General features: G+C 31.0%; 13 protein-coding genes. 4 read left to right on the top strand and 9 right to left on the bottom strand.

Annotation, left to right across the window (positions count from 1 at the left end):
* The first annotated feature begins 22 nt into the window (after positions 1 to 22).
* Positions 23 to 253 carry a uracil phosphoribosyltransferase gene (locus ACE01P_RS21000; protein WP_379701004.1) on the top strand — a complete coding sequence of 77 codons (231 nt, stop codon included), beginning with the start codon at positions 23 to 25 and terminating at the stop codon, positions 251 to 253.
* 43 nt (positions 254 to 296) lie between these two features.
* Here the strand turns inward: ACE01P_RS21000 and purD are convergent, their stop codons facing one another.
* Positions 297 to 1,571, bottom strand: a complete 1,275-nt coding sequence (gene purD / locus ACE01P_RS20995; RefSeq protein ID WP_379701003.1) for a phosphoribosylamine--glycine ligase — start codon at positions 1,569 to 1,571, stop codon at positions 297 to 299.
* A 134-nt stretch (positions 1,572 to 1,705) separates the two neighbouring features.
* Between purD and ACE01P_RS20990 the strand changes: the two genes are divergently transcribed.
* Together ACE01P_RS20990 and ACE01P_RS20985 are read left to right on the top strand one after the other, a co-directional pair.
* Positions 1,706 to 3,016, top strand: coding sequence for a phenylacetate--CoA ligase family protein (locus tag ACE01P_RS20990; protein WP_379701002.1), 1,311 nt, complete (start codon positions 1,706 to 1,708; stop codon positions 3,014 to 3,016).
* A 43-nt stretch (positions 3,017 to 3,059) separates the two neighbouring features.
* Entirely contained in the window at positions 3,060 to 3,401 is a 342-nt protein-coding gene (locus ACE01P_RS20985; protein ID WP_379701001.1) for an ORF6N domain-containing protein, read from the top strand.
* A gap of 68 nt (positions 3,402 to 3,469) precedes the next feature.
* Here the strand turns inward: ACE01P_RS20985 and ACE01P_RS20980 are convergent, their stop codons facing one another.
* Entirely contained in the window at positions 3,470 to 4,237 is a 768-nt protein-coding gene (locus tag ACE01P_RS20980) for a glycosyltransferase family 2 protein (RefSeq protein WP_379701000.1), read from the bottom strand.
* 73 nt (positions 4,238 to 4,310) lie between these two features.
* Positions 4,311 to 5,294: a UDP-glucuronic acid decarboxylase family protein gene (locus tag ACE01P_RS20975; protein WP_379700999.1), complete on the bottom strand. Its 984-nt coding sequence runs from the start codon at positions 5,292 to 5,294 to the stop codon at positions 4,311 to 4,313.
* Positions 5,295 to 5,480: 186 nt separating this feature from the next.
* Here ACE01P_RS20975 and ACE01P_RS20970 point away from each other — a divergent pair, with 186 nt between their 5' ends.
* Positions 5,481 to 6,590, top strand: coding sequence for a glycosyltransferase (locus tag ACE01P_RS20970; RefSeq protein ID WP_379700998.1), 1,110 nt, complete (start codon positions 5,481 to 5,483; stop codon positions 6,588 to 6,590).
* Here the strand turns inward: ACE01P_RS20970 and ACE01P_RS20965 are convergent.
* From ACE01P_RS20965 to ACE01P_RS20940, 6 genes are all read right to left on the bottom strand, one after another.
* On the bottom strand, positions 6,526 to 7,662 hold the full coding sequence (locus ACE01P_RS20965; protein ID WP_379700997.1) for an O-antigen ligase family protein: 1,137 nt from the start codon (positions 7,660 to 7,662) through the stop codon (positions 6,526 to 6,528). The genes ACE01P_RS20970 and ACE01P_RS20965 overlap by 65 nt on opposite strands.
* 139 nt (positions 7,663 to 7,801) lie before the next feature.
* Positions 7,802 to 8,866, bottom strand: a complete 1,065-nt coding sequence (locus ACE01P_RS20960) for a hypothetical protein (protein WP_379700996.1) — start codon at positions 8,864 to 8,866, stop codon at positions 7,802 to 7,804.
* Positions 8,867 to 8,877: 11 nt separating this feature from the next.
* Entirely contained in the window at positions 8,878 to 9,906 is a 1,029-nt protein-coding gene (locus ACE01P_RS20955) for a glycosyltransferase family 2 protein (protein ID WP_379700995.1), read from the bottom strand.
* Positions 9,907 to 11,211: an MATE family efflux transporter gene (locus ACE01P_RS20950; RefSeq protein WP_379700994.1), complete on the bottom strand. Its 1,305-nt coding sequence runs from the start codon at positions 11,209 to 11,211 to the stop codon at positions 9,907 to 9,909.
* 39 nt (positions 11,212 to 11,250) lie between these two features.
* The gene (locus ACE01P_RS20945) at positions 11,251 to 12,243 is read right to left on the bottom strand and encodes a hypothetical protein (protein WP_379700993.1); all 993 of its coding nucleotides are present in this window, start codon (positions 12,241 to 12,243) and stop codon (positions 11,251 to 11,253) included.
* Between the two features lie 6 nt (positions 12,244 to 12,249).
* Positions 12,250 to 13,929: a DUF6909 family protein gene (locus ACE01P_RS20940; RefSeq protein WP_379700992.1), complete on the bottom strand. Its 1,680-nt coding sequence runs from the start codon at positions 13,927 to 13,929 to the stop codon at positions 12,250 to 12,252.
* Between the last annotated feature and the right edge of the window lie 133 nt (positions 13,930 to 14,062).

Here is a 14,062-nt window from a genome sequence, read left to right as displayed (position 1 = left end):
ATAACATATAATTTTTAAAATTATGACAGCTTTTTTTGAAGGAATTCAATACCTATTCGTTAACATTTTGTTTGCTCCTCTTGACTTTTTACGTCGTTTAGAATTAATTACATGGTTCGGTGCAAACACTATTAACTGGATTTTTATGATCATCTGTGCATGCGCAATCGCTTATTGGATTAAACAATTACGTATTTTTGATGATGCTGGAACAGAAAACCAAGATACAACGGCTCATTCATTTTTAAAATAAAAAACCAAACCCTTTAATTAAAAAGGGCTTGTGAATTTATTTTTTAGATTAAATCGAAACCGATATCTTTTCTAAAATACATCTTATCAAAACTTAGTTTATCTATGTTTTGGTAAGATTTTTTTATGGCCTCTTGGAAATTATCTCCGTAAGATGTCACTGCAATTACACGTCCTCCATTAGTAACGACATTTTCGCCATCTAATTTTGTTCCCGCGTGAAAAACTATCGAATCAGTAACATTTTCTAAACCAGAAATTACTTTTCCTTTTTCGAAATCTTCAGGATATCCGCCAGAAACTACCATTACAGTTGTTGCGCTTCTTGAATCAACTTCTAAATTAAAGTCTCCTAATTTCTGATCTGCAACAGATAAGAACAATTCAACTAAGTCAGATTTCAATCTTGGAACCACAACTTCAGTTTCAGGATCACCCATTCTTACGTTGTATTCAATAACGATTGGTTCGTTTTTAACATTGATCAAACCAATGAATACGAATCCTTTATATTCTATTCCGTCTTTTTGGAAACCTTCAATAGTTGGTTTTACGATACGAGTTTCAATTTTTTCCATTAAAACTGCATCTACATAAGGAACTGGAGAAACTGCTCCCATTCCGCCTGTGTTTAAACCTGTATCTCCTTCTCCAATTCTTTTGTAATCTTTTGCTGTTGGAAGAATTTTATAGTTTTTTCCGTCAGTTAAAACGAAACAGCTTAATTCGATTCCGTCCAAGAATTCTTCGATAACCACTTTTGAACTTGCTGTTCCGAATTTTGCATGAACCAACATATTACGCAATTCTGTTTTTGCTTCTTCAAGATCTTGAATAATCAAAACTCCTTTTCCTGCTGCTAAACCGTCTGCTTTTAAAACGTAAGGCGGCTGTAGCGTTTCTAGAAACTCACATCCCTTTTCAACTGTTTCAGCCGTGAAACTGTCATAAGCTGCAGTTGGAATGTTATGTTTCATCAAGAATTCTTTTGCAAATTCTTTACTTCCTTCTAATTGAGCCCCTAATTGAGATGGTCCAATTACTGGAATATGTTGCAAACTTTCGTCGTTTTTGAAATAATCGTAAATACCTTTTACCAACGGATCTTCAGGTCCAACGACTACTAAACTTATATTTTCTTTAAGTACTAATGCTTTTACGGCTTCAAAATCTGTTGCAGAGATCGCAACGTTTTCAGCAATTGCAGCAGTTCCCGCATTTCCAGGCACTACAAAAAGTTTTTCGCAAAGCGGACTCTGTGTCATTTTCCATGCAAATGCATGCTCTCTTCCGCCTGATCCCAATAATAAAATTGTCATGGTGTTGTTGTATTTAGTTGTGGTGCAAAAATACTTGCTTTTGCACGTAAAAAATAATTAAATCTCTAAAAAGTTGTTGGTTCTATACTGTTAGTAATTCGTAAACCTTATTTTTGACGAAAATTTTTCTGAAAATGATCCGCCTTTTTGATATTACGCTTCAATTGAATGGTTTTCCTATAAAGGAAGCCAAAGCCGAATTAGATAAAATTGTTCATTTTTCTGAAGAAGAATTTGCTTCATTTCTTGAAAATAAAAAAGCAGAAATTGTTGATTTTCATCTTAAAAACAACTCTTTTTACAAGGAATTAGCTGGAAATATGACTGCCGAAAATTGGGAAAGTCTTCCGATTTTAAACAAACATAATTTACAAAAACCGCTAGAAGAAAGACTTTCAAAAGGCTATTCTAAAAAATCGGTTTACCTCAACAAAACGTCAGGATCTAGCGGAACTCCTTTTGTTTTTGCTAAAGACAAATATTCTCATGCTTTGACTTGGGCTTCTAATATTATGCGTTTCGGCTGGTTCGGAATTGATTTTAATCATTCGTACCAAGCTCGTTTTTACGGAATTCCGATGGATTTTATTGGATATCAAAAAGAACGTTTCAAGGATTTTTTGACGCATCGTTTTCGTTTTCCCGTTTTTGATTTATCTGATGAAGTTTTGGAGAAATTTCTGCAGAAATTCAAAACCAAAAAGTTTGATTACCTCAACGGTTACACCAGTTCTATTGTTTTATTTGCTAAATATTTAGAGCAGAAAAATATTATTTTAAATGAAATTTGTCCAACCCTAAAAGCGTGTTTTGTTACTTCGGAAATGCTTTTTGAAATGGATAAAAAATTACTTGAAAAACAATTCGGAATTCCAGTTATTAGCGAATATGGCGCTTCTGAATTGGATTTAATTGCTTTTGAAAATCCGAATGGAGAATGGCAGGTAAATGCAGAAACTCTTTTTGTCGAAATTTTAGACGAAAACAATAATTCTGTTTCACATGGAACGGAAGGAAAAATTGTGATTACTTCTTTATTCAACAAAGCAAATCCTTTCATTCGATATGAAATTGGCGACATTGGAATTTTGGATGAAAAAAGCACTCCGCAAAAACCAATTCTGAAAAAACTTATCGGAAGAACAAACGATGTTGCGATTTTGCCAAGCGGTAAAAAATCTCCAGGTTTGACGTTTTATTATGTAACCAAAAGCATTATTGAAGACGATGGAAACGTAAAAGAATTCATTATCAAACAAACCAAATTAGACACTTTCGAAATTGAATATGTTGCTGAAAAAGAATTAGTTTCAGAACAAATCGAAAAAATAAAACAAGCAATTGATTTATATTTAGAACCCAATCTAAACTTCACTTTCACCCGAAAAACAGTTTTAGAAAGAACCAATCGTGGCAAGCTAAAACAATTTAAATCTTATTTATAATATATATAAAATCCTACATTTGTTTTTTTTTATTTAAAAACTTATGGACGATCAATCTTTACTTTCTGAAGATACAATTTCAGACAAAATATACTTTATTCGCGGGCAAAAAGTGATGCTGGATCGTGATTTGGCTTTACTTTATGGAATAGAAACTAAAGTTTTCAAACAATCTGTCAAAAGAAATATTTCTAGATTTCCAGAAGATTTTATGTTTGAATTATCACAAACTGAGTTTAACAACTTGAGGTCACAAATTGTGACCTCAAGTTGGGGAGGCACAAGAATACTGCCTTTAGTTTTCACCGAACATGGCATATTAATGCTTTCAAGCGTATTAAAAAGTGATTCTTCAAGGTCTCAAATTGTGATCTTAAAAACTTGAAGTCGCAAATTGCGACTTCAAGTTTCAATAAATTCAAAAATTGGAGGTCGAAAATTGCGACCTCCAAACTAAATTTTCTTTATATATCGTCGTTTCACAATCAATTGAGTATATAAAAACCTCATCATCAGTAAAACAGCAAACACAAAATTATATCCGTGGAATTCTCTATAAACGCCAAAGTTGTGTTTTATCAATTTGAATTTTGAAGACGAAACAGAATCTTTTCTGATTCTGTAAAATGCCAAAGGTTCTGGAACTGGTTTTGCAATTTTAATTTGTTTTACAATCGTAAGCCAAATTCTCCAATCCTGGCGTTTTTGCGTGGTTTCCAGAATAATTTTTCCGAAATAATCTGCATCGTAAATGGCGGTCAAATTGCCTACATAATTGCAGAAAAACAATTGTTTATAACTCAATGGGTTTGGCGATTCAACTCTTCTGTTTAAATCATTTCCTTCTTCGTCAATAGAATCGTAAAAACTAAAAGTAAAGTGCAAATCATTTGCTTTTAAAAACTGAACCTGCTTTTCTAGTTTCGCAGGAAACCATAAATCATCAGAATCTAAATACGCAATATATTTTCCAGTTGCTTTTTCTAAAGCAGCGTTTCTGGCAAAACCGTTTCCGCGATTTTCTGGTAATTTGAAGAGTTTTATTCGGTTATCTTTTTGAGCAAATTCTTCAATTATAGAAACCGTTTGGTCAGTTGAAGCATCATCAGCCAAAATCATTTCCCAATTTTGATAGGTTTGATTTTGAACAGATTCAATGGTTTGCCTAATGAACTTTTCAGTATTATAAGTTGGGACAATAATAGAAACTAATTCGCTCATTTGGAACTTGGTCGATTGGGGAAATTAATTAAAAAACAACTCGAACTTTATTCAAATTCGAGCTGTCTGAAGTTTATTTTATATAACTAGAAAAGTCTTTATGCTCTTCTTTTGAAAGTTCTTCTGGAGATAACGATCTGAAATAATCATAAGTGATTTTCATTCCTTCGGCACGATTTACTTTCGCTTCCCAGCCTAACAATTCTTTGGCTTTTGTTGTATCTGGCTGACGCTGTAATGGATCGTTTACTGGCAGTGGATGATAAACGACTTTCTGATTTGTTCCTGTTAATTTTATAATTTCTTCAGCAAAATCTTTGATTGTAATTTCATCCGGATTTCCAATATTTACTGGATAAACATAATCTGAATGCAATAATCTGTAGATACCTTCGACTTGATCATCAACATAACAGAAAGAACGCGTCTGCATTCCGTCGCCAAAAATCGTTAAATCTTCTCCGCGTAAAGCTTGTCCAATAAACGCTGGAATTACACGTCCGTCGTTTAATCGCATTCTTGGTCCGTAAGTATTAAAAATACGCACAATTCTAGTTTCTACACCGTGAAAAGTATGGTATGCCATTGTAATTGATTCCTGAAAACGTTTTGCTTCATCATAAACCCCACGTGGACCAATTGTATTTACGTTTCCGTAGTACTCCTCAGTTTGTGGATGCACTAAAGGATCTCCGTAAACTTCTGAAGTCGAAGCAATCAAAATTCTGGCTTTTTTTACTCGCGCTAATCCAAGCAAATTATGCGTTCCTAAAGAACCCACTTTCAAAGTCTGAATCGGAATTTTTAAATAATCTATAGGACTTGCTGGTGATGCAAAATGCAATATATAATCTAAATCGCCTGGAACATGAACAAACTTGGTAATATCATGGTGATAGAATTCGAAATTTTCTAATTTGAATAAATGTTCAATATTCTTAAGATCTCCCGTAATCAAGTTATCCATTCCGATTACAAAGTAACCTTCTTTGATAAATCTGTCACATAAATGCGATCCTAAAAATCCTGCCGCTCCAGTAATAAGTATTCTTTTCATAAACAGTTCTAATTAAACATCTTGAAATCAATTCTTAGCAAAAAGCTTAAGAAATCCTTGCAAATGTAATAAAATATGACCCTTTAATAAAGAATAACCAAAGCCATAATTTTAAAATAAGTTAACTCATTTCAAATCAATATTAATCTTAATTATCTATTTTTACGATAAAATAATCCTATCCTTTTGAAAGTCGTACATGTTATTGAAGCCCTTGGCGGAGGCGTTTATACTTATTTTAATGATTTATCAGCTTATTTTGGTGATGATGAAGTTAAAAGACACATTGAGACTACAATAATTTATAGCGGAAACCGAAAAGAAATAAACAGAGATAAAATTAAATCTGAATTTTCAAGTAACATCAATTTATTAGAAATTAATATGTTACGGAATTTTTCTCCTTTACAAGATTTAAAATCTGTAATTCAGTTAACAAAAGAACTGAAAAAAATAGATCCCGATGTTATCCATCTTCATTCTTCAAAAGCTGGTGTTTTAGGAAGAGTTGCTTATTTCTTCTTGTTCAAAAAAAAGAAGCTTTATTATTCTCCGCATGGCTATTCTTTTCTTAGAACAGATGCTTCAAAACCTATTCGGAAATTATATTGGCTAATTGAAAAATATACTCAAACTCTGTTTGGAGGCGTTACGATTGCGTGTGGAGATACTGAATTTGAAATTGCAAAAAAATTAGGTCCTGTAAAATTAGTCCGAAACGGAATTGACATTGCAAATGTTCAAGAACAATTTGCACCTCATCAAAATGAAAAATTAACGATTGGAATTATGGCTAGGATTACAGCTGCCAGAAATCCTGAAATGTTCAACAAAATTGCCTTAAAATTTCCAGACTTCGATTTTGTATGGATTGGAGACGGTGAGTTAAGGCATTTAATTACAGCTCCAAACATTCGAATTACAGGATGGATTTTAGATCGAAAAACGGTCTTAAAAGAACTTAACAATATTGATATTTACATACAGGTTTCTCTTTGGGAAGGTTTGCCCATTGCCGTTCTCGAAGCTATGGCATTGCAAAAACCTGTTATCGCAACTAATATTATTGGGAATAAAGATGCCGTTCTGCATGAAAAAACTGGATTTCTATTTACTGATATTTCTGAGTTAGATCCCATCTTTGAAATTTTAAAAGAAGAAAAAACTAGAGCAAAATTTGGTAAAAATGCTTTGGCGAGATGTCATGAATTATTTGACAAAAATCAAAATTTTAAGCAACTTTCGGATCTCTATCAAGAATCGTTTTTTGTTGCAACCAATGACTTGCAAAAATAGAAGACCAAAGTCCGCTGAAGGCAATTCCATCAAAACGGAGGAAAAAATCATCAGTGAGATTAGAGGTAAAAAAAATCAGAAAAAAAGAAAGTATTATTCCATTTTTCAAATCATAGCCTAAATATCCGATCGTAAAAATATAAAGCGTTACAACAAGCGGTCCCAAAATTCCAAATTTTAATAAAAAATCTAAAAACTGATTGTGTGTAGGAAATTCGTATTTAGCTAAAAATTGCTGATTTGTATTTTTATAATATTTAAATAATTCTGGTTTTCCATCTGAAGCACCTACACCAAATGGAAGATTTTTTAGCGATAATTCCCAAGCCGATTTCCAGATTGAAACTCTCGTAACCAGCGAGTTAAAAACCTTAATTTCTGGATGGTCAATTTCGTCCAACTTACCCACTTTATCCATATATGCAAAAGTTACCGATGAATATTTTTCTTTCATGTATGGATTCTTTTGAAGGAATAAAAACAGAATTCCTCCCAATAAGACAACAATTGAAATTCCTGTTAATACAACTTTCTTAGGGTTGAATCGGTGTTTAATTTCATAAAAGAAAACAATCAAAAATCCAATTAAAGCGTTTAATAACGCCATTCTGGTATTTACTAAAAGAACAAAGAAAAAGGATGATAAAAAAACAACAACGTTCATAAGTTTGGTCTTTATTTTATCATGATTTTTAAAACTTTCAAAAACAAAATATAATGCGCAAACTGATACAAAAGCCAAGTGCATGTTTAATGCTGGCGCGTGAATTCCGACACTGTCTGCAAATTGATAACCCATTTCCCAAAGATCAATTCCATTTAAATATTTTTGCATCAGTTCTGGGTATACAACATTGAACCGAATGAAAAAACACAGCATGATAAAAGTTGTTGATATGGTATAAATCTGAGCTATTTTTAGAAATTTCACCCGATGGTAATTTCCAATAATAAACAACGGAAATATAATTAAAGAAGTGCTTTTTTCAATTGCTTTTAGTCCTTTATAAAAAGAATCATTGTTCCAAAAAAGTAATAATTCTAATAAAATTGGCGAGGCAATGCAAGCCATTAAAATTACAGCCTTTTTCGTATATGCTAATTTTCTGAAAAAGATCAGATTAAATACTGCAAACAAAATAATAATCAATGAACATGGTTTTCTGAAAATCATTGTAATACCAATGAGACACAAAAAAAAGTGGAATATTTTATTGAAGTTCTTTTCGGAAATGTTCATAATATAAGGCGAAATAGATTAATGGAAAAATACCGATTTTATGTTTTACGACTGATCCTAAATCAGGTTCGAAAACACCTTGAATAATGAAAAAAGAAAATAAAATCAATAGAACAAAAAATTCATATTTGTATTTTTCCTTTTCTTTTAAGCATTTAGAAAAACGTACTAATAAAATATAAAATAATAGAAGTTGCCAAATTATAAATATTAAAATTTGAGGTGAAAATATATGCTTAAGTCCATTTATAGGAATATTTACTGTGAAGAAACCGTAAAAAATTCCTAAAATTTCGCCATACCAAGTATCCGGTTTTATTGGTGAAACAATCGCTGAATTTGCATCAGATGGATTATCTCGGGTAGTATTTACTAACTCACGGCTAATTTCAGAAAAATAATGGCCTTTTATAATTCCGTAACTTACAGACAAAAAAATGGCAATTAGCAAGCCATAAAAAATGACCATTACCGTTTTATTTTTAAAATTAATAAAACTTACTAAATACATCCCGCCAGCAATTATCGGAATTAAAGCAAAATACGGTCGATATAAAGCTCCAAAAACAAACAAAAGAAAAACAGATACTATTATTTTTTTTTGAGTAGAATATTCCTTTTTTCTGTAAATGAAAACTATAGGAGTAACACACAAGAAGGTAATAAATTCTTTGGACGGCATGGAAATAAAAACAGCCATTAGAAAAATTCCAATATAGACCAAGATGTTTTTAATATTCACTTTTTCAAAATTATCCGGAATTCCTATTTTGTTTAAGATGTACATTAGGATTGGAAATTGTAAAATTCCGATTAATGGAAATGGCAAATATTTTAAACCTGTAATTTTATAAAACAAAATCGTAAGCGGATAACTTCCAATATATCCAACCTCACCAAACTTGTCATAAATAATAATGGCAGCATCGTAAAAGAACTTTGGTGGCAAAATAAAAAAAGCAACAAATGCAACAATCAAATTGACTGCTGAAAGTAATAAAAATGTAGCTGTACTTTTTTTAATTAAAATTTGCATAAATAAAATGATTATCTCGACGCTCTATATTTTTTATAAAAAGATGTTTTTATTCGATATCCGTTTAAAAAGAATATTAAAAACCTAAATGATAAATACTTATAAAAAAACATTACTTTATCTACTTTTAAATTTCGATTCGATTGAAGTAAAAATTTCCAATTTAGTAAATCGTTCCAGATTTCTTGCCTCTTTTTTGAAGACAGTACGTAAAATTCTTTTAAAATTATAGCATAAATGCAAGCCCAATAGTTTTCTACAGCTTGATTCAGTTTTTCAGAATTTGTCTGTTGCTTTTCTAGACCGTTTTTAACCATCAAATAAACATCTACTATATTTTTTTCTTCAATAGTCGTTGTAAATGAACCTTTTCTAGCCTGACGATAGAAGTAAAATGATTTTGAATAAACACTAAATGTTTTAATGTGATACATCAATTTTCCAGTCCATTCAATATCTTCTGATCTCTTATCTGTTGGAAAAAATAATTCGTTATTAATCAAAATTGATCTTTTGATAATTTTATCCCAAGGCGCAGGAGCGTACAAATCATAATAAACCAAATTTATAATTTCATCTGTAAAATTTCCTTCCTTGTTTTTTAGAAACTTCTGATTGTATTTACAAATGATATCTTCATTAGAAAAAAAACGGCTCTCTTCGTGGATTATTAAATCTGGTTGCGACTCTCTTATTAAAATATTAATATTGGATAATGTGTCGGTTCCAACCCAATAATCATCACTATCACAAAAAAGAATATAATCACCTTTTGATATTCTTAAACCTGTATTTCTTGCATCTGATACTCCTCCATTTTCTTTATCAATCAAAATAATGTTATCATGGATTTGCTTGTATTTTTTACAGATTTCTAATGATGAATCTTTTGACCCATCGTTAATAAGCAAAACCTCAAAATTAAAGTAGTTCTGACCCAAAATACTATTAAGACACTGCTCCAGATAATCTTCAACATTATAAACTGGAACAATAATGCTGAAAAAAGTACTTTCAATATGAGAATTTGTTTCTTCCATTTAATTCAGAAAAACTTTCATTTTATCCTTTCTGTAAATAATTATTACTGAAACAAAATTCCAGAAAAAAGTACTCGTAACGAATGCAATAGCTCCTCCAGTCATTCCATAAATAGGAATTAAAAATCTATTCAGGACAAAGTTTATTATCACAGCAATAATTAAAATTATCTGATAAATATGCTGTCTCCCTGTCATATTCAAATAAACAGAAGAGGAACCAAATGCCGAACAAACTCCTTGGCCGATTATTAAAATCAAAAAAGCTTGTTTCGCGGCTATATATCCTTCCCCGAAAAAAGATAAAATATAATCTGAAAAAACACTCAAAAGAATAATTATCGGAAGCGTTATGCTAAAAATGGTACGCGAGCTATTTTTTAAAATCTTAGCCAATTCTTCTCTGTTATTGCCTGAAAAATATTCTGAAATTTTGGATGAAATTGTAATGTTTATGGTAATTATAATAATCGAAACTATTGTCATTATTTTAAACCCAACCGAGTAAAAAGCAACTGTTTCGTCATTACGGTATTTTTTTAAAAACAAGATATCAAAACTCATTAATAAAAATAGCGCCATTCCGCTAATTGCAATCGGATAGGATTTAAAAAATATTTCTTTGTGAGATATGTTTTCTGTCAAATCTTGCTTTTTTATCTTTTTAAAATAGACAAAAACAAAAATTGAACTTATAATCGCCAAAGCAACAAATCCGATTAAAAAAACATCTACGAGATAGGTTTCTTTTTGATAATAAAACAAAATTATTGCGCCTAAAATTAATGGAACGTATTTAATTACATTTCTAAATAATTCAGCAACAATTAATTTATCTAATGCCCTAAAAATCTCTGTATTTAACATCGATATTCCTGAAAAAAATAACGCAATAGCTGATTTTAAAATTATTGGATAAACTTCGTTGTCTGAGAAATAATTGTTGATTGTTTTTTTATCAATTATCAAAATAATTAATAAAGCCGTTAATGATGCCAAAAATAGCATCAGAACCATTTTTCCGTATATATTTTTTAATTCTTCTAAAGATTTTTTGCTGGTTAGTATTCCTTTAAAATATAAAATAGACTGATCAAAACCCAACAAACAAATGCTTCCAACAACCAAAAGAAAAGTACGCGCAAAATCATATTGGCCCACAATTTTAGGGCTAAAAGATTTTGTCAAAAAAACAGTAAAACCAAATAAGAGAGCCGCTCCAGAAATCCTCAAAAACAAAGTAACAATACTTTGCTTTAAGAAAGAATTGTTACTGATTTTATCAAAAAAAATATTTGTTTTCAATTGATTTAGGCATAGTTAACAAATAAAAAATCGCTTTTTTTAAATTTTATTTACCTGAGATTTCAAAAGCTGATTACGATAAAACTTCTGAAACAAATGAATCAAAACAAAAAGGAAAAGGAATAATACAGGAAATAAAAGTTTAAAGTTTCCGTTTGTAATTTTAGTATTATTTCTATTTAAAGTTGAATTTATCTCCTTAATTGCTTTATCATAATTAACTAATTTCAGTCTGTTTTTACCCTGCTCTAAAATTAAAGATTGCTTTGTTTTAATGATATCGTTCAGCTGCGTATTCTCATTGTAATAAACCAATTTATCGTTTTTAGCTCCATTTTTTACAGCGCTAGAGAAACCATTTAACACTTGGTCAATTTGACTAATAATAGTATCGTTTTTAACGATCTGATCTGCAAGGTTTTTATATCCAATTTTTTGTAGCGCATTAAAATACTCCGAACTGTTTAGGTATTTTAATAATGGTTCTACAATATCCTTTTCATTAGTAATTTGATCCGTTACAAAAGAAATAGTATGAAAAGTATAATTTTTACTCGTCACATTATCCTCTAATACTTTTTTTACCTCTCCAACCTCAGCCATTAATTTGATCAATTGAAAATTTTGCTCGTTGTCTTCAATAAATTTATAAACATCGGCAATTGGTTTAATTTCAATTTTTCTGATCAATTTAGGCTTATTAATTCCAACTTCTTTTTTCAAGAAAGCAGTATCGCCAGCAATAATTTTAGATTCGATCAAATCTATTTTAGAATAAAGATAATCTACACTGCCAAAATTTGGAGTTACAATAACTTGATTTTCAAATGTTTTTTTATTTGCATCTAAAAACCAGCCCAGTCCAAATCCTAAAACAATTAAAATTAAAACGATAATCCAGTTTCGAACAAAAAAATGAATAGATTGAAAAATCATGGCATTGATTCTATCAAAAAAACTACCAATACTTTTTGAAAGCTGAAAAATATCAATCTCCTGATCTGGATTATCTTGCGGTACTTTTGTACTCATTTACAATTATTTTATATTGAAAATCTGTTCTAAAATTTTAATAGTAATCAAATAAGTTGGTTTTACACCAGTTGTTCCTAATCCGCCTGAAGCTAGTGTACTTCCTGTTTCAAGAGGGTTATCTGATGCATAATAAGCGTAACGAACTTTAATATCGTGCGGTACACTTTTTCTAATTTTTGATGCCGACTGAATTGCTTTTTGGTAGTAAGAACCTTCCATTTCAAGTCCAATTACACCCCAAGTCGATTCGTGGAAAAATTTAAGTAAATCTCTGTTTTGCAACGAAGTTCCTAAAACGGTAACCATTGCTCCTTCATAAATATCAATGTCATTTCCTTCGAACATTGAACCTGTCAATTCATTTTCAAAGAAATAATTATCTGCTGTCCCTTCGTTAATATGTGCAGTCGGAATCATGATATCTCCTTTTCCACCTTCTAAAATTCCGGCTTTACCCATAATAGAAACCGATTTTACATTTAGTAAAGTTTCTTTTTTAAATGGTTTTAAAAGTTCATCAATTGTTTCGTAAGCTTGTTCTCCAAAAGCATAATCCATTACGATAATAACTGGTTTCTCTTCACCTACATTAGCATGCGAAAAAGCCGTTTTTGACCAGTCAATTTTAGCTGTATCAAAAATCTGAACATCTATATTGGTTCCTGAACAATCTGGCAATGAAATCATTCCGCTTTTTAAAGCCAAATCTTCAACCTGACCTCTAATTTCTTTTGAACCCGAACCACTTAATTCTTCATAAATAAAGAAATCTGTTTTTCCTTTAAATTTAGTTTTTAACAATGGCGTCGCAAAAATAGAATTCATTACACTGTGCATATTCGCACTGATCACGTGAATTGGTCTTTTCAGCAAATCGTTTGCTTTTAAAACTTCTTTGATGTTGGTTGCCCAGATTTCTCCGTGAATGTGGTGTCCTAAACGCTCACGCAAAACTGGACTAAAAGTAATTGTACGTTTATTGTTTTCAACAATTTCTTCAATTGCTAATTTTCCTAACCAATAAATAACGTGCAAGAAACGATCTGGTGCAGTTTCAGAACCAAATGCGTCGTAAATGTCTAAAACTTCCTCGAAAGTTCTAGCTAAAATATTTGCAACGTGAGAAATCGCTTTTTCTTTTTCAACCAAAGTAAGCTTTTTGGTTTGCATAACCGCTTGTTCCAGTTTTTGCCAATCGCGAGAAACTTCTCCTCCATCGTCTACTAAAACTCTGTTTTTAATTTTATGAGATTCAATGAAAATGAAAGTTAAGTGAGTCAAAATATCGTAAATGTCTGAACGTCCGCGTGTGATTTCGACATTCATTTGTTCTTCGTCAATTCTGTAGCAGTTTCTTCTTCTTTTTGGAGGAACAATTGCTTGAAAATGAGATTTAGAATAGCCTTCGTCTGAAGTTAAATTGATAAAACGACATTGCTCGATTCCGATTGGAAGACGCTCAATAACGTATAAAAGTCCGTTAAGTTCTACCTTTTCTTCGGCGATATTTCCGTAGATTTCAGGACGTAACGCTAATAATGATTCTCTCAAACTGTCACCAGAAACTCCCATTGGTTTGTAAAAACCACGGTTGAATAAATGGCGCATTGTAATGTACATTTTTTCTATCGCCGCAGAAGATTCCTGCGCTCTAGATCTTGATATATGTTTAGTTTCTTTCATGTCTTTTTAATTTTAAAATCATCTTCCTTTAAAGAAGATTCGAATACTTTCGACTAACGAAAGTAGGAATTATATATATAACTTTAATGAATTAGCATTTAACAAATTGTTAGAAGGTCTTTTCTAAAAGCTA

This window comes from Flavobacterium sp. HJSW_4, assembly GCF_042436695.1.
Classification (GTDB): Bacteria; Bacteroidota; Bacteroidia; order Flavobacteriales; family Flavobacteriaceae; genus Flavobacterium.
Note: the sequence above shows the minus strand (reverse complement) of the source record. Positions and strands in the feature narration are given on the sequence as shown.

Coding starts and splice junctions, on each gene's coding strand:
- ACE01P_RS21000 (WP_379701004.1), top strand. CDS start 23: ATGACAGCTTTTTTTGAAGGAATTCAATACCTATTCGTTAACATTTTG.
- purD (WP_379701003.1), bottom strand. CDS start 1,571: ATGACAATTTTATTATTGGGATCAGGCGGAAGAGAGCATGCATTTGCA.
- ACE01P_RS20990 (WP_379701002.1), top strand. CDS start 1,706: ATGATCCGCCTTTTTGATATTACGCTTCAATTGAATGGTTTTCCTATA.
- ACE01P_RS20985 (WP_379701001.1), top strand. CDS start 3,060: ATGGACGATCAATCTTTACTTTCTGAAGATACAATTTCAGACAAAATA.
- ACE01P_RS20980 (WP_379701000.1), bottom strand. CDS start 4,237: ATGAGCGAATTAGTTTCTATTATTGTCCCAACTTATAATACTGAAAAG.
- ACE01P_RS20975 (WP_379700999.1), bottom strand. CDS start 5,294: ATGAAAAGAATACTTATTACTGGAGCGGCAGGATTTTTAGGATCGCAT.
- ACE01P_RS20965 (WP_379700997.1), bottom strand. CDS start 7,662: ATGGCTTGCATTGCCTCGCCAATTTTATTAGAATTATTACTTTTTTGG.
- ACE01P_RS20960 (WP_379700996.1), bottom strand. CDS start 8,866: ATGCAAATTTTAATTAAAAAAAGTACAGCTACATTTTTATTACTTTCA.
- ACE01P_RS20955 (WP_379700995.1), bottom strand. CDS start 9,906: ATGGAAGAAACAAATTCTCATATTGAAAGTACTTTTTTCAGCATTATT.
- ACE01P_RS20945 (WP_379700993.1), bottom strand. CDS start 12,243: ATGAGTACAAAAGTACCGCAAGATAATCCAGATCAGGAGATTGATATT.
- ACE01P_RS20940 (WP_379700992.1), bottom strand. CDS start 13,929: ATGAAAGAAACTAAACATATATCAAGATCTAGAGCGCAGGAATCTTCT.